12 protein-coding genes are annotated in these 15,430 nt (G+C 68.6%); 10 read left to right on the forward strand and 2 right to left on the reverse strand.

The genetic code is table 11. From position 1 onward, the window contains the following. The first annotated feature begins 6 nt into the window (after positions 1–6). The 3 genes from DL990_RS16190 (at position 7) to DL990_RS16200 (ending at position 2,967) form a co-directional block, all read left to right on the forward strand. Entirely contained in the window at positions 7–1,011 is a 1,005-nt protein-coding gene (locus DL990_RS16190; RefSeq protein ID WP_125799156.1) for a LacI family DNA-binding transcriptional regulator, read from the forward strand. A 4-nt stretch (positions 1,012–1,015) separates the two neighbouring features. Further along, on the forward strand, positions 1,016–2,017 hold the full coding sequence (locus tag DL990_RS16195) for a Gfo/Idh/MocA family oxidoreductase (RefSeq protein WP_125799157.1): 1,002 nt from the start codon (positions 1,016–1,018) through the stop codon (positions 2,015–2,017). A 407-nt stretch (positions 2,018–2,424) separates the two neighbouring features. Continuing rightward, complete coding sequence (locus DL990_RS16200) at positions 2,425–2,967, forward strand: hypothetical protein (RefSeq protein ID WP_233598952.1); 543 nt, start codon at positions 2,425–2,427, stop codon at positions 2,965–2,967. Here DL990_RS16200 and DL990_RS16205 read toward each other — a convergent pair. Further along, a complete protein-coding gene (locus DL990_RS16205; RefSeq protein ID WP_125799158.1) occupies positions 2,964–5,942 on the reverse strand; it encodes a BTAD domain-containing putative transcriptional regulator in 2,979 nt (992 codons plus the stop codon). The genes DL990_RS16200 and DL990_RS16205 overlap by 4 nt on opposite strands. 437 nt (positions 5,943–6,379) lie before the next feature. Here DL990_RS16205 and DL990_RS16210 point away from each other — a divergent pair, with 437 nt between their 5' ends. Genes DL990_RS16210 through DL990_RS16225 form a run of 4 tightly spaced genes read left to right on the forward strand, consistent with a single transcriptional unit; the run spans position 6,380 to position 9,377 of the window. Further along, the gene (locus DL990_RS16210; protein ID WP_125786566.1) at positions 6,380–6,775 is read left to right on the forward strand and encodes a GntR family transcriptional regulator; all 396 of its coding nucleotides are present in this window, start codon (positions 6,380–6,382) and stop codon (positions 6,773–6,775) included. Beyond that, entirely contained in the window at positions 6,772–7,635 is an 864-nt protein-coding gene (locus DL990_RS16215; RefSeq protein ID WP_125786565.1) for an ABC transporter ATP-binding protein, read from the forward strand. Before DL990_RS16210 ends, DL990_RS16215 begins: the two co-directional genes overlap by 4 nt. A gap of 9 nt (positions 7,636–7,644) precedes the next feature. Then, positions 7,645–8,442, forward strand: coding sequence for an ABC transporter permease (locus tag DL990_RS16220; protein ID WP_125786564.1), 798 nt, complete (start codon positions 7,645–7,647; stop codon positions 8,440–8,442). Positions 8,443–8,456: 14 nt separating this feature from the next. Beyond that, positions 8,457–9,377, forward strand: a complete 921-nt coding sequence (locus tag DL990_RS16225; RefSeq protein WP_125786563.1) for an ABC transporter permease subunit — start codon at positions 8,457–8,459, stop codon at positions 9,375–9,377. Positions 9,378–9,397: 20 nt separating this feature from the next. Here DL990_RS16225 and asnB read toward each other — a convergent pair whose 3' ends face one another. Next, on the reverse strand, positions 9,398–11,230 hold the full coding sequence (gene asnB, locus DL990_RS16230; protein ID WP_125799159.1) for an asparagine synthase (glutamine-hydrolyzing): 1,833 nt from the start codon (positions 11,228–11,230) through the stop codon (positions 9,398–9,400). 344 nt (positions 11,231–11,574) lie between these two features. Here asnB and kdpF point away from each other — a divergent pair, with 344 nt between their 5' ends. From kdpF to kdpB, 3 genes are read left to right on the forward strand one after another with little or no spacing between them, the layout of a single operon-like run. Then, positions 11,575–11,676 carry a K(+)-transporting ATPase subunit F gene (kdpF, locus tag DL990_RS16240; protein ID WP_020630647.1) on the forward strand — a complete coding sequence of 34 codons (102 nt, stop codon included), beginning with the start codon at positions 11,575–11,577 and terminating at the stop codon, positions 11,674–11,676. Then, positions 11,676–13,337, forward strand: a complete 1,662-nt coding sequence (kdpA, locus tag DL990_RS16245) for a potassium-transporting ATPase subunit KdpA (protein WP_125799160.1) — start codon at positions 11,676–11,678, stop codon at positions 13,335–13,337. The genes kdpF and kdpA overlap by 1 nt, the downstream gene beginning before the upstream one ends. Continuing rightward, positions 13,334–15,427: a potassium-transporting ATPase subunit KdpB gene (gene kdpB, locus DL990_RS16250; protein ID WP_125786559.1), complete on the forward strand. Its 2,094-nt coding sequence runs from the start codon at positions 13,334–13,336 to the stop codon at positions 15,425–15,427. The genes kdpA and kdpB overlap by 4 nt, the downstream gene beginning before the upstream one ends. Positions 15,428–15,430: the final 3 nt, after the last annotated feature.

Below are 15,430 nucleotides of genomic sequence, written 5' to 3' on the forward strand. Positions count from 1 at the left end.
ATGGAAATGGCGCGACCGACGATGGAGGACGTCGCCGCGAAAGCGGGGGTGTCCCGTGCGCTCGTGTCGCTGGTGATGCGCAACGCGCCGAACGTGTCCGACGAACGGCGGACGCGCGTGCTGTGCGCGGCGCACGAGCTGGGGTACGAACCGCACGCGATGGCCCGATCGCTGGCGAGCCGGACGTCGACCGTCCTCGGCGTGATGGTCTCCGACCTTCGCAACGCGTTCTTCGCCGACGTCGTCGAGGGGCTCGACGCGGCGGCCGAAGCGGCCGGATTCCATTTGATCCTCAACACCGGCGGCCGCAGTCCCGCGCGCGAGCGGGCCGCGTTGAAGAGCCTGTTGTCCTTCCGTCCGGCCGGGGTGATCCTGCTGTCGCCGGTGGTGCCCGCGTCGGCGATCGAGGAAGCGGCCGCCCAGGGCCCCGTCGTCCTGGTGTCGCGCACTTCGCGCGCGCCGGGAGTGGACACGGTCAACGACGACGGCGAGGCGGGTTCCGCGCTCGCCGTCGACCATCTGGTTTCCTTGGGGCACCGGAGGATCGCCCATCTGGACGGTGGACTGGCGGCCGGTGCCGCGGCCCGGCGCCGGGGTTACCAGCAGGCCATGCGGCGGCATCGGCTGCATCCGATCATCGTGCGCAGCGAGCACACCGACACCGCCGGGGAGAAGGCCGTGCTCGAACTGCTCGGCGACCCGCCGCAGGGCGGACTGCCGACAGCGTTGGTGGCGGGCAACGACTTCAACGCCGTCGGCGCGATCTCCGCGCTGGAGGAGGCGGGTCTGCGAGTCCCCGAAGACGTTTCCGTGGTCGGCTACGACAACACCTCGCTCGCCGCGCTGCGCCATCTCTCACTGACCACTGTGGACCAGCCGCGGACCGAAATGGGGCGGCTGGCCGTCGAGGCACTGCTCGAACGGGTCCGGGGCGAACGTGCCGAACCGGTCCGGCATCTGCTGCACCCCTCGCTGGTGGTCCGTTCGACCACCACCGCTCCAGAAAGGTAACCACATGAGGTTGGGACTCGCCGGCGCCGGCCGGATCGGCACTTCGCACGCCGAGACCTTGAAGAACTTCGACGCGGTCTCGTCCGTGGTCGTCGCCGACGTGGACGCCGCACGCGCCCAGGCGGCCGCGGTCAAACTCGGCGTCGAAGCGGCAACGGACATTCCCTCGCTGTTCGCGTCCTCTTTGGACGGTCTCGTGATCGCCGCGGCCACGGACGCCCATCCGGAACTGATCCTCAAGGCCGTCGACGCGGGGATCCCGGTGTTCTGCGAGAAGCCGGTCGCCGCCGACATCCCCGGCACGCTCGCGGTGATCGACAAGATCTCCGGTTCGGACGTACCGGTGCAGATCGGCTTCCAGCGCAGGTTCGACGCGGGCTACGCGGCCGCCCGGGCCGCGGTGGCTTCGGGCGAGCTCGGCTGGCTGCACACCCTGCGCGCGACCACACTCGACCCGGCACCGCCGCCCGCCGAGTACGTCGCGCATTCCGGCGGTCTGTTCCGCGACTGCGGGGTGCACGACTTCGACGTCGTCCGGTTCGTCAGTGGCCGCGAGGTCGTCGAGGTCTACGCCGTCGGAACGAACAAGGGCGAGCGGTTCTTCGCCGACGCCGGTGACGTCGATACCGCGGCCGCGACCCTGACACTGGACGACGGAACGCTGGCGGTGGTCTCGCTGACCCGGTACAACGGCGCGGGCTACGACGTCCGGCTCGAAGTGCTCGGCTCGGCGGGCAACGCCGTGGTGGGCCTGGACGACCGTGCGCCGCTGACCTCGGTCGAACCCGGCGTCCAGCCGTTGCCCGGCCCGGCCTACCCCGGGTTCATGGAACGCTTCCGGCCCGCGTACACCAGTGAGTTGAAGGCGTTCCTCGACGTCGCCGCCGGTCGCGCGCCGAGCCCGTGCGGAGCGGCGGACGCACTGGAGGCTTTCTACATCGCCGAGGCGTGCGAGCTCTCCCGCCGCGAACGCCGCCCGGTCCGTGTGGACGAGGTTCGCGTCTGAAGTGGCGTTCCCACGACCCCTGCGCGAAGGCCACAGCCCGGCGTGACGTGAAGGGCCCCTTCCCTACTCTCAAGGTAGGTAAGGAGTCCTTCACGGACCTGCGATTCCGGCCTGCCCGACGCTCACGAGGGCTTGCCGCCGGTGGCCTTGGGAGTACATGAAGGCCCCCTTCCTTGCGCCTAGGTACAGGAAGGGGGCCTTCATGTACTGGGGAATCACCGGCGTACCCGAATACTCGCGACACGCCACGGGGCCGATCTCGCCACCTGCGCCGTACCGCTCACGGCCGCTGGCGCGCGAAGGCAGCTTGCTGCCAAAGACCGGACACCATGAGCCACCATTCGCTACGGTGACCGCGAACCATGACAGGTGGAAGATTCGTGTCGCCGGACGCGCGAGGAGTGCGGATGCAGCCCAACCCGCCGCGGCCCCACCCGCCGCAGCCCGGTTCCCCTCAGTACGGGCAGCCGCCTGGCGCCCCCACGCAGTGGGTCGGCGCGCCGCCCAAGCCGAGGGCGAACGCAGTGGCCGCGGTGATCGCCGGCGTCCTGGCGCTGCTCGCCGCCGGCATGCTCGTCTGGTTCGCGCTCTACAACGTCGTCGTAGCCGTAGAGGCGGACGGCCGCTTGTCGGGTATCACGGTGCAGAACATGGCCAGCGGCGTCATCTCCGCCGTAGTGCTGGTGATCGCGGCGGGATTCACGTTCGCCCGCAGGATTCCCGGTGCGTGGACTCTGTTCGGGCTTTGCGTGTTCTACGTGGTGGCGGTCTTCGTGGGGACACCGCTGGTATGGGGCACGCCCTTCGGCGCGCAGGTCAAGTGGCTCTTCAGCTTCGACGACAGCGACAGCACCGCCATGGCGCTGACGATCTTCCTCGCTGTCCTGACGGCGATCACTTCGGCGATCGCCGCCGGAGTGAAGTCGTACGACACCAAGACACGCGTCTAGAGTTCGTCCAGGATCAGTTTCGCGCGTTCCTCGACGAGCCGGTAGCCGGAGCGTGCGGCGAGGTCCTGTGCCAGCTCGCCGTGTGTCCGGGCTTCCGGGTGTTTTCCCAGCCGTAGCAGGGTTTCCGCGAGTCCGGTCCGGGCGGCGGCTTCGCACCAGAAGAAGCTGGTCGTCCGCGCGATCGACAACGCGAGCCGATAGTGCTCGGCGGCCTCCTCGGGCAAGTCGAGCCGCAGGCAGACCTCGCCGAGTCCGACGAGGGTCCAGGCCTCGGTGCCCCGGTCGCCGATCTTGCGCGTCAGTTCGACGGCTTCGAGCGCGTCCGTGCGGTTCTGATCGCTCGGGTCTCGCCTGCTTTCGAGTACCGCCCTGCCGGACTGCGCGGTCGCCTCGCCGTAGGTGTAACCCAGTTCGCGGTTGGCCGCGAGCGCGCGGGTGTAGAAGTCGTAGGCGTCGTCGAGGAGGCCGAGGTCGCGGTGCACGTTGCCGAGATCCACCAGTAGCACCGCGACGCTGAACCGGGCGCCGTCCCGTTCGGCGACCTTCAGCGCGCGGGTGAAGTTGGTGAGCGCCTCGTCGAGCTGACCTGTCTGCCAGTACGGGAAACCGAGGTTCGCCAGTGCCATCGAGACGGCCGGCATGTTCAGTTCTTCGCACAGCCGCAGGGATTCCAGCCCACAGCGGATCGCCTCCTGCGGATCGCCGAGGCGTTGGTGCACCGCGCTCAGGTTGTTGAGCACGGCCGCGCGGCCGGCGTCCCAGCCGTCGAGGAGGTCTCCGCGCAGGGCGCTGGTGAGGTGCTCGCGTGCTTCGTCGTAGCGTCCGCTGTTGACGCAGGCGAGCGCGATACTCAGGTGCATCGCCGCCTGCGCCTGCCCGGCCCCGCCGCGGCGGGCGGCTTTGAGCGCGGTCGAGGCGGTGTCGATCCATTCCGCGTGATGACCGCGCTGGTGGAAGAAGGCGCGGAGCGCGTCGGCGAGGTGCCAGGAGAACTCGGGCGGGCCGTGTTCGGCGCTGTGCTCGACGGCGGCGGCGAGATTCGGCCACTCGGCGTCCAGCCACGCCAGCGCCTCTTCGGTGTCGGCGAAGGGTTTGTCCGCCGGTTCCTCGCGTGGCAGGCGCAGGAAGTGCGGGATGAGGGTGCGGCCCGCGGCATCGGCGGAGGTCAGGTAGCTCTCGAAGAGCCGCCTCGCCGCGGCGTCGCGTTCGGGTTTCGTGTCCTCCGCCAGCGTGCGGCCCGCCGCGAAACTGCGGAGGAGGTCGTGGAATCGGTAGCGCCCAGGGGTGTAGCGCTCGACGAGATGCGCCGCCGTGAGCGCCTTGAGCTGCTGGTTCGCCTTCGAATGCGGGACGCCGGTCAGCGCCTGCGCGGCGGGGGCGGTGAACGTCTGGCCGGGCACGAGCGCGAGCCGGCGGAACAGTTGCCGGTGCTCCTCGGGAAGCGTCCGGTAGGAGACGCCGAACGCCGTGGTCACGGCACTTTCCTCGGCACCGTCGACGGTGAGCTCGGCCAGCGGATCGCCACCGGCGAGCTCGCGGGCGAGTTCGGCGATCTCGGGTTCGCCGCTCGCGCCGAGGTTGGCCGCCGCGATCCGGAGTGCGAGCGGGAGATGCCCGCACAGCCGCGCCAGTTCCGCGGCCGCGACGGCTTCGGCTGCGACGGTTTCGCTGCCGAGCACGGCTTCCAGCAGATGCCGCGCGTCTTCGGCGGGCAGCACGGGCAGCGGGAGCGCGCGGGCGCCGGTGCGGGCGATGAGGTCGCCGAGCCGCTGGCGGCTGGTGACCAGGACGGTGCCGGACGGCGGCAGCAGCGGGAGTACCTGGCCGGTATCGCGCACGTTGTCCAGGACGAGGAGGACCCGTTTGTCGGCGAGGAGTGACCGGAGCAGCGCGGCGCGTGTGTCGATGTCCGGTGGGATGGCCTTGGGCGCGGTGCCGAGTGCCTGCAGGAGCTGGGTGAGCGCGACGGCCGGGGTGAGCGGTTCGTGGTCCGGGTCGAAACCACGCAGGTCGAGGTACAGCTGGCCGTCGGGGAAAGCGTCGCGGACGCGGTGGGCCCAGCGGACCGCGAGCGCGGTCTTGCCGACACCGGCGGTACCGCTGATGACCCAGATGTCTGTGCCCTCGGCCGCATGGCGGGTCGCCTCGTCGAGGCGCTCCAGCTCGTTCGCCCGTCCGGCGAACCCCCGGACGTCGTGCGGCAGCTGCGCCGGGCGGACCGGCTCGGGCCTGGTCGCGGGTTCGAGGGCGGGATCGGCGCCGAGGATCGCGGATTCCAGCCGCCGCAGTTCCGGGGACGGATCGAGACCCAGTTCGCTACCGAGCCTGGCCCTCAAGGCGCGGAAAGCCTCAAGGGCGTCGTCAGTGCGGCCTTCGCGGTGCAGCGCGAGCATGAGCTGCCCGACGAACCGCTGCCGCAGGGGATGCGCGGCGACCAGTTCGGTCAGTTCCGCGAGGACCTGCCTGCCGCGGCCGAGCCGCAGCTGCGCTTCGGCCCGATCCTCCAACGCCGTCCAGCGTTCTTCGTTGATGCCGCCGCGAAGCCGCTGGGCGATCTCGCCGTTCACCACGTCGGACAACGCCTCGCCGCGCCACAGACCGAGCGCCTCGTCCAGGAGCTCCACAGCGGTTTCGTCGTCGGCGTCACGGGCCTGCGCGGTCAGCTCGGTGAAGCGGTGCAGGTCGACCTGGCGCGGATCGAGCTTGAGCAGGTACCGGGTCCCCTCGGAGACGATCTCCGGCCCGCCCGCGCCGCGGAACACCGCACGCAGCCTGGACACCAGCGCTTGAACGGTGTTTCGTGCACTGGCGGGTGGTTCTTCGGGCCAGAGCAGGTCGATGATCCGGTCGCGCGGTACCGGTTTGCCCGCTTCCAGCAGCAGAACCGCCAGCACGAGCCGTTGTTTGGGCGAGCCGAGATCGACCGGATCGCCACCGGCCCACGCCTCGACGGCGCCGAGGACGCGGAACTCCACCCGGCCACCTCCGCTCACCGTCGTCAGAGCCTGCAAGCGTAGTGCAAGCGCGTTGCATCCGGCCCGCGTGATCCTTGCCGGGTGTCCACCGAGGACCCGTCGCCGGAACCGTGCCCAACCAACAAGACGGGCAGGACCCCCCATTCGGTTCCGGTACGACGGTGGACACCTACACCTTTCACAGGCACCGCCTTCTCCAGTGGCGGTGGGGGTTGGGGGTAGTGCCAGCTCGACGTCTTCCCCCCGTGTCGTCGAACTGGCGCTTCTTCTTGACTGGGGCTGGGGGTTTTCCGTGAAGGCCACCTTGAGGGACTCAGAGTCCCTCAAGGTGGCCTTCACGGTTTTCGGCGTTTCGCGACGAGCAACCTTGATCGCTTGACAAGGGCGGGCGTCTGCCTGCACCCTTTCACTACTTAATTAGTGAAAGGGTGTTGCCGGTGGTCACCTTCCACTTGGACAAGGGCTCGGGCGTCGCGACGTACGTTCAGCTCGTCCAGCAGGTCAAGAACGCCCTGCGCCTGGGATTGCTGGAGCCGGGAGACCGGCTGCCGACGGCGAAGGAAGTGGTCGCGGAACTCGCGATCAATCCCAACACCGTCCTCAAGGCGTACCGCGAGCTGGAGCGCGAAGGGCTCGTCGAGGGGAAGCCGGGCCTCGGCACCTTCGTCCAGAAGACGCTCGGAGGCGCTTCGTTCGCGGAGCGCACGCGCTTGCGGAAGAGCCTCGGCATCTGGGTCCGCGACGCGCGGGAATCGGGGCTCGATCAGGAAGACGTCGAGGCGTTGTTCACCTCGGTGGTGGTCGATGGCTTTCGAGGGGAGCGGACGGCATGACCGATAAACCCGTCATCGAGGCGACCGGACTCGGCAAGCGCTACCGCCGCAAGTGGGCGCTGCGCGACTGCTCCCTCTCCGTCCCGAAAGGACGCGTCGTCGCCCTTGTCGGGCCCAACGGCGCGGGCAAGACGACCTTCCTGCACCTGGCCGTCGGGCTGCTGGACGCGACCCTCGGCTCGGTCTCGATCCAGGGGACCACGGCCTTCCTCGCCCAGGACAAGCCGTTGTACCCGGGTTTCAGCATCGCCGAGATGCTCAAGTTCGGCAGACGCCTCAACCCCGGCTGGGACGACGAGTTCGCGCTCAAGCGCATCGATTCGCTCGGCCTTCCCTTGAAGCACAAGGTCGGCAAGCTTTCCGGCGGCCAGCGCGCGCAGGTCGCGCTCACCCTCGCGCTCGCCAAACGCCCGGACCTCCTGGTGCTCGACGAACCGCTCGCGAACCTCGACCCGCTGGCCCGTCACGAGGTCATGCGCGGCCTGATGGAGGCCGTCGCCGAGACCGGGATGACCGTCCTGCTCTCGTCCCACGTCGTCTCCGACCTGGAGAACACCTGCGACTGGCTGATCGTCCTCAACGGCGGCCGGGTGCAGGTCAGCGGCGACATCGACGAACTCGTCGCCGGGCACCGGATCCTTTCCGGGCCGGTGGAGGAGGCCGACGCGCTGGCCAGGCGCGTCGCGATCGTGGACGAGGCGAGGGCGGGCAGGCAGGCGACCGTGTTCGCCCGCACCGAACCGGTCCCGCTGGGTCCACAGTGGACCGAGCGGCCGTCGACCCTGGAGGAACTGGTGCTCGCCTACCTGCGGCGGCCCGAATCCGCGAGCCTGCCTCGTCCGACACTGGCTTCGGCGTAAGGGGGAACGATGATCTGGCTCACCTACCGTCAGCACCGGATGCAGCTGCTGATCACCGCCGGTCTGCTCGTAGTCGTCGGGATCCTGTTGCTGGTCAACGGAAACGCCGCGGCGGACAGCCCGGACCCGGCGAAGCTGTTCGCGGATCTGTACACCTATCTCTCCTGGTTGCAGGTCGTCCCGGTGGCGATCGGGGTCTTCTGGGGCGCCCCGCTGGTCGCGGCGGAATACGAACGCGGTACCACGAAACTCGCCTGGACACAGTCGATCTCACGATTCCGCTGGCTCGGCGTGAAACTGGGTTTCCTCGCCGTGCTCGCCACCCTCGGTGGTCTCGCGTTCGGCACGATGATGCAGCGCTGGGTGGAGGTCTTCCCCACCGATCGCGGCGACACCACCTTCACCAGCCGTTTCGACAATCCGGTCCTGTTCGCGATGACCGGCGTCGCGCCCGGCGCGTGGTGGCTCTTCGGGTTCGTGCTCGGCACCGCCGCGGGAGCGTTCATCCGCAAGATGCTGCCCGCCATCGCCGTCACCATCGCGGTGACCGTCGGCCTGATGATCGGCGTGGGGAACTTCCGCGACCTCTACGCCGAACCGAAACTCGTCTCCATGGGCTTCGGCGACCAAGGCCCCGGGGGCCGGGTGCTGGACATGGTCACGGACGCCGCCGGCGAGGTCACCGCGCTCAAGGTCCTGCCCGCGGACTTCTACTGGCGTTTCCAATGGACCGAAGCCGCGATCCTCGCGGGTGTCTCGCTCCTGCTCACCGTCGCCGCGACCTTCGCCATCCGACGTCGTTCCTAGAAAGGCGCACCTACTTGCTTTGGCTCACCTGGCGGCAGCACCGTACCCAGCTGCTGGTCACCCTGGGATTCCTGGCCGTGCTCGGCGGCGTCCTGCTCCTCTCCGTGCAGGTCGCCGTCGACGCCTCGAATGGCGAGACCTCCTTGTACTGTCACGGCGGCGGCGTCCCGTGCCGTGAGTACGACGCGGGACTGGAGGATCTCTATCAGAAGATCTACCCACTGGTCGCGATGGTGCCGTTCGTTCCCTTGCTGGCAGGCGTCTTCTGGGGTGCGCCGCTGCTCTCCAGGGAGTACGAGCGCAACACCCACCAGCTCGCGTGGACGCAGTCGGTCGGCCGCGGGCACTGGCTGGCCGTCAAGTTCGGCGTACTCGCCGGGTGCGCGATGCTGGCCGGGCTCGCTTCGGGGCAGATGTTCGGCGCGTGGCTGGAAATGTTTCCTGGCAAGGCGGAGAGCTTCGCCGAGACGTCCTACTTCGGCGCGCTCGGGGTCGCGCCCGCCGCCTGGTGGCTGTTCGCGTTCGCTCTCGGTGCGGCGGCCGGGGCGCTCGTGCGCAAGACCTTGCCCGCCATCGCGATCACGGTCGCGGTGTTCCTCGCGGCATCGATCGTCTTGCTTTTCCTGAGGCCGCATTACGCCGAGCCGGTGCGCACGCTCGGCCCGGACGCGGCCGCGAAAGGGGCGCTGATCGTCAAGCTGGGCAGGGTCACGCCGGACGGCCGTGAGATGAGTTCGCTGGACGACGTGCCCGGTTGCCCAGTGGGGGTCGGGAAGAGCGCGTGCGCTCAGGCGGCGGGGTATCAGGACTTCACCGTCTACCAGCCCGTCGACCGGTTCTGGCGGTTCCAATGGACCGAGGCGGGCATTCTGCTGGCCGCGACCGCGGTGTTCGGGGGAGTCGCGGTAGGGGGCACGGTCCGCCGCCGTCGCTGAGACGGCGGCGGACCGGGTGCTCAGTCGAGCTGGAGCTCGGGGGAGTACAGGTCGAACCAGTGGTAGAGGTCCAGCGCCCGGTCGATCCCGGAGCGCTGGGCCGAGGACATCGTGGCCGGGTCCACTTCGGACACCCGGTGCAGCCAGTCACGGTCGACCAGTTCGAACACCGGGTTGTCCCGTTCGGTCAAGGCCTCCTTGGCCTGCTGCTGCAACGCGGCCGCGTAGCCGGGGTCCTGAGTGGACGGATACGGGCTCTTGACCCTGTCCCGCACCGACGTCGGCAGCACGTGTTCGGTCGCGTGCCGCAGCAGGCTCTTTTCCCTGCCGTCGAACGTCTTCAGCGACCACGGCGTGTTGTACACGTACTCGACGAGGCGGTGATCGCAGAACGGCACGCGCACCTCGAGCCCGACGGCCATCGACGCCCGGTCCTTGCGGTCCAGCAGCATCCGCACGAACCGGGTCAGGTGCAGGTTGCAGATCGTGCGCATCTTGCGGTCCTGCTCGCTCTCGCCGTCGAGGTGCTCGACCTGGGCGACGGCGGTGCTGTACTGGTCGGCGATGTAGCCGGACAGGTCCAGTTTCTCCTGGACCTCGCCGCGCAGGAGGGTGCCCCGCTCGCTGGTGAGCCCCATCCGGAAGGCGAGCCAGGGGAACGTCCCCGAGTTCACCGCGGCTTCGTCGTGGAACCAGCGGTACCCGCCGAAGACCTCGTCGGCGGACTCACCCGACAGCGCCACCGTCGACTCGGCGCGGATCGCCTTGAACAGCAGGTACAGCGAGGTGTCCATATCCCCGAGCCCGGCCGGGATGTCCCGTGCGGCCAGCACCTTGCGGCGGACCTCGGGGTCGCTGAGCTCGGCCGGGTTCAGCACGACGTCCTTGTGGTCGGAGCCGACCAGCCTCGCGACATCGCGGATGTACGGCGAGTCCGGGGTGTCGCGGACCTCGTCCGGCTGGAAGTTCTCTTCCTGACCCTGGAAGTCGACGGAGAACGTGCGCAGCCGTTCGCCCTGTTCGGCCAGCCGCGCGGCGGCGAGACCGGTGACGGCGCTGGAATCGAGGCCGCCGGACAGCAGGACGCAGCGGGGGACGTCGGCGATCAGCTGGCGGTGCACGATGTCGGTCATCAGCTCGCGCACCCGCTCGACCGTGGTCTCCTGGTCGTCCGTGTGCTGCTTCGCGTCGAGCTTCCAGTACGTCCGCGTGCGGATCCCGGAGCGGTCGACGGTGACGATCGTGCCCGGTCCGACCTCGTGCATGCCCTTCCACAGCGACCAGCCGGGGGTCTTGGTCATGGACATCAACTCGCGCAGGCCGTCGGTGTCGACCACCTTGCGCGCCAAGGGGTTCGCGAGGATCGCCTTCGGTTCGGAGCCGAAGAGGACGCCGTCCGGGGTCGGGTAGTAGTAGAACGGCTTGATGCCCATGCGGTCGCGGATCATCACGAGCTTCTCGTCGCGTTCGTCCCAGATCGCGAAGGCGTACATGCCGTTGAGGTGATCGACGACCTCGTCGCCCCACTCCAGGTAGCCGTGGAGCACGACCTCGGTGTCGCTGTCGGTCTCGAATTTGTGGCCCCGCTGGGAAAGTTCGGCTCGCAGCTCGGTGAAGTTGTACGCCTCACCGCTGTAGACCATGGCCGCCAGGCCTGCCTCGGCCATCGGCTGCCTGCCGCCAGGCAGGTCGATGATCGCGAGACGGCGGTGGCCCAGCGCCACCTTGGGCCGGATCCAGGTACCCGAGTCGTCAGGACCGCGGCACGCCATGGTCTCGGTCATCGCGTCGACGATTTCCCGGCGCTGCGTGAGATCCGTGTCGAAGGAGACCCACCCTGCGATTCCGCACATCGCTACCTCCTGGTGATTAGTTAGCACATACAACTACCTGTAACACTGGTGTAACACGCTTAGGCGGGCTTGTCTGCCCGAATTGCACGCTCCGTCCGCAGTACGTCACGGTCTGTGGGCCACGTCACCGGGCGTCAAGAAGTCGTAAAGGCACCCGATCGGGGCATCAAGAGGCCGTCAGGCAGCGGCCGCGTCGGTCTGTACCAGGCGCAGTGTTGCGGGGTCCTGGTCACCGATGGGGTGACCTGTCCTGAGAGGTGCCTAGTGGCCGACTTGCTCTACGCCGTGCTCCTGATCGGCGTATTCGTGGTTCTCGCCCTGACCCTTCGCGGTCTGGAAAAGCTGTGACCGGCACGGGAACCGTGGCCAACGTCGTCGGCGGACTGCTGGCGCTGGGGCTGATCGTCTATTTGTTCATCGCACTGGTCAGGCCGGAGAAATTCTGATGTCAGACACGATGGCCGGCCTCTTGCAGGCCGGCCTCCTCCTCGTCGCGCTCGCGGTGGTCTACCGGCCACTCGGCGACTACATGGCGCGCGTCTTCTCGACCGAGAAGCACACCAAGGCCGAACGCGGCCTGTACCGCCTGTTCCGGGTGAACCCCGGATCGGAACAGCACTGGAAGACCTACGCGTCCGCCGTGATCGGCTTCTCGTTCGTCTCCGTCGTCTTCCTGTACCTGCTTCAGCGGCTCCAGGCGATCCTGCCGTGGAGCCTGGGCAAGGAACCGGTCTCGCCGGCGGTCGCCTTCAACACCGCCGTCAGCTTCGTGACCAACACGAACTGGCAGTCCTACAGCCCCGAAGCGACCATGGGTCACTTCGTGCAGATGGCCGGCCTGACCGTGCAGAACTTCCTGTCCGCCGCCGTCGGCCTTTCGGTCGCCATCGCGGTCGTCCGCGGCTTCGTCCGCTCGAAGACCGACCGCCTCGGCAACTTCTGGGTGGACCTGACGCGCGGCACGATCCGGATCCTGCTGCCGATCGCGTTCGTGGCGGCGATCGCGCTGATCGCGCTCGGCGTCGTCCAGAGTCTCAAGAGCGGCGTCGACGTCCTCAACCCGGACGGCAGCACGAGCAAGATCGCGCTCGCGCCCGCCGCGAGCCAGGAAGCCATCAAGGAACTCGGCACCAACGGCGGCGGCATCTTCAACGCCAACTCTTCGCATCCGTTCGAGAACCCGAACGCCTGGACCAACCTGATCGAGATCTTCCTGATCCTGGTCATCCCCGTCTCGCTCACCCGGACGTTCGGCAAGCTCGTCGGCAACACGCGCCAGGGTTACGTCCTGCTTTCGGTGATGGCCGGGCTGTTCACCGCGATGCTCACGGTGACCTGGCTGTCCGAGGCCAACGCGAGCGGGCCTGCGTCGCTGGCCGCCGGGGCGAACCTGGAGGGCAAGGAACAGCGGTTCGGCATCGGCCTGAGTTCGCTGTTCGCCAACGCCACCACCGGCACGTCGACCGGCGCGGTCAACAGCATGCACGACAGCTACAGCGGACTCGGCGGCGGCGGAGCGCTGCTCAACATGCTGCTGGGCGAGATCTCGCCGGGCGGGGTGGGCACCGGTCTCTACGGCATCCTCGTGATGGCCGTGATCGCGATGTTCCTCGCCGGGCTGATGGTCGGCCGGACGCCGGAGTACCTGGGGAAGAAGCTCGGCAAACGCGAGGTCACCTGCGCGGCCGTCTCGATGCTGGCGATGCCGACCGTGGTGCTGCTCGGCTCCGGTGTCGCGCTCATGCTGGCCGACACCCCGGCCGCCATGACCAACTCGGGCGCGCACGGCCTCTCCGAAGTCCTCTACGCCTACGCCTCGGCGGGCAACAACAACGGCAGCGCGTTCGGCGGGCTCACCGTGACGAACGACTGGTTCCAGTCCTCGTTGTCGGTGGCGATGCTGCTCGGCCGGTTCATCCCGATCCTCGCCGTGCTGTGCCTGGCCGGATCCCTTGCCTCGCAACGGAAGGTCCCGGAGACCGCCGGCACGCTGCCCACCACCGGACCGCTTTTCGGCACGATGCTCGCGGGCACGATCGTGCTCGTCGCGGCCCTCACCTTCATCCCGGCGCTCGCGCTCGGGCCCATCGCAGAGGCACTCGCATGACCGTCACAGAAGAACGCACTCCCGAAGAGACGACCCAGCACCACGTGGAGAACACGGGCCGGGTCGGTGCGGGGATCTTCAGCCCACGACAGCTGCTGACCTCGCTCCCGGAAGCGCTGCGCAAGCTCAATCCGAAGCACCAGCTGGCCAACCCGGTCATGTTCGTGGTGTGGATCGGCTCGGCGCTGACCACGGTCTTCGCGATCACCGACCCGAGCGTGTTCACCATCCTCATCACGATCTGGCTGTGGTTCACCGTCCTGTTCGCGAACCTCGCCGAGGCCGTCGCGGAGGGCCGGGGCAAGGCGCAGGCGGAAACCCTGCGTCGCAGCAAGAAGGAGACGGTCGCCCGCCGCCTCACCGAGGACGGCGACGAGGAGACCGTGCCGGGTGCCGACCTGCGCGTCGGTGATCTCGTGGTCGTCGAGGCCGGGCAGGTCATCCCGGGTGACGGCGACGTCGTCGAGGGCATCGCGACCGTCGACGAATCGGCCATCACCGGCGAGTCGGCCCCGGTCATCCGCGAATCGGGCGGCGACCGGTGCGCGGTCACCGGCGGCACCACGGTGCTCTCGGACCGCGTCGTCGTGAAGATCACCACCAAACCCGGCGAGTCCTTTGTGGACCGCATGATCGCCTTGGTGGAAGGCGCCTCCCGGCAGAAGACGCCGAACGAGATCGCGCTGACGATCCTGCTCTCGACGCTGACGATCATCTTCCTGCTCGCCGTCGTGGCGTTGCAGCCGATGGCGGGCTATTCCGGCAGCCAGCAGTCCGTGATCGTGCTGACCGCGTTGCTGGTCTGCCTGATCCCGACGACGATCGGCGCGCTGCTGTCCGCGATCGGGATCGCGGGGATGGACCGGCTGGTGCAGCGCAATGTCCTCGCGACGAGCGGTCGCGCGGTGGAAGCCGCCGGCGACGTCTCGACGCTGCTGCTGGACAAGACGGGCACGATCACCTTCGGCAACCGCAAGGCCACCGAACTGATCCCGGTCGGACAGTCCACCATGGACGACATCGCCAAGGCCGCCCGGCTCTCGAGCCTCGCCGACGGCACGCCCGAAGGCCGCAGCATCGTCGAACTCGTCGCGAGGGAACACGGGCTCGCGGAGACCGCGTCCGACGGTGAGAAACGCGCGGACTTCGTCGAGTTCACCGCGCAGACCCGGATGAGCGGCATCGACATCGGCGAACGTCAGGTCCGCAAGGGCGCCACCGCGGCCGTGCGCGAGTGGGTCCGCGAACGCGGCGGCGACATGCCGGACGAGACCGAACGCGTCGTCGACGAGATCAGCGGGCAGGGTGGCACGCCGCTCGTGGTCGCGGAGTACGACGGTGCGAAAGCGTTCGTGCGCGGCGTGATCCGGCTGTCCGATGTGGTCAAACCCGGGATGAAGGAGCGGTTCGTCCAGCTCCGCGCGATGGGGATCAAGACCGTCATGATCACCGGCGACAACCCGCTGACCGCCAAGGCCATCGCGCGGGACGCGGGCGTCGACGACTACCTCGCCGAGGCCAAACCCGAAGACAAGATGGCGCTGATCAAGAAGGAGCAGGAGGGCGGGCGGCTGGTCGCGATGACCGGCGACGGCACCAACGACGCCCCGGCGCTCGCGCAATCGGACGTCGGTGTCGCGATGAACACCGGGACCTCCGCCGCCAAGGAGGCGGGGAACATGGTGGACCTCGACTCCGACCCGACGAAGCTGATCGAGATCGTCGAGATCGGCAAGCAGCTGCTGATCACGCGTGGCGCGCTGACCACGTTCAGCGTCGCCAACGACCTCGCGAAGTACTTCGCCATCCTGCCCGCGATGTTCACCGGCATCTTCGCCCAGCTCGGCGCGCTCAACGTCATGCAGCTGGCGACGCCGAAGTCGGCGATCCTGTCGGCGGTCATCTTCAACGCCCTGATCATCGTCGGGCTGATCCCGCTCGCCCTGCGCGGCGTCCGGTACAAACCGTCCTCGGCGTCGGCGCTGCTGCGCCGGAACCTGCTGGTCTACGGCCTCGGCGGCATCGTCAGCCCGTTCATCGGGATCTGGCTGATCGACCTGCTCGTCCGTCTCATCCCTGGAATCGGGTGACCC

This window comes from Amycolatopsis sp. WAC 01416 (assembly GCF_003947485.1).
Classification (GTDB): Bacteria; Actinomycetota; Actinomycetes; order Mycobacteriales; family Pseudonocardiaceae; genus Amycolatopsis.

Coding starts and splice junctions, on each gene's coding strand:
- kdpA (WP_125799160.1), top strand. CDS start 11,676: ATGTCAGACACGATGGCCGGCCTCTTGCAGGCCGGCCTCCTCCTCGTC.
- DL990_RS16215 (WP_125786565.1), top strand. CDS start 6,772: ATGACCGATAAACCCGTCATCGAGGCGACCGGACTCGGCAAGCGCTAC.
- kdpB (WP_125786559.1), top strand. CDS start 13,334: ATGACCGTCACAGAAGAACGCACTCCCGAAGAGACGACCCAGCACCAC.
- DL990_RS16200 (WP_233598952.1), top strand. CDS start 2,425: ATGCAGCCCAACCCGCCGCGGCCCCACCCGCCGCAGCCCGGTTCCCCT.
- DL990_RS16195 (WP_125799157.1), top strand. CDS start 1,016: ATGAGGTTGGGACTCGCCGGCGCCGGCCGGATCGGCACTTCGCACGCC.
- DL990_RS16190 (WP_125799156.1), top strand. CDS start 7: ATGGCGCGACCGACGATGGAGGACGTCGCCGCGAAAGCGGGGGTGTCC.
- DL990_RS16220 (WP_125786564.1), top strand. CDS start 7,645: ATGATCTGGCTCACCTACCGTCAGCACCGGATGCAGCTGCTGATCACC.
- asnB (WP_125799159.1), bottom strand. CDS start 11,230: ATGTGCGGAATCGCAGGGTGGGTCTCCTTCGACACGGATCTCACGCAG.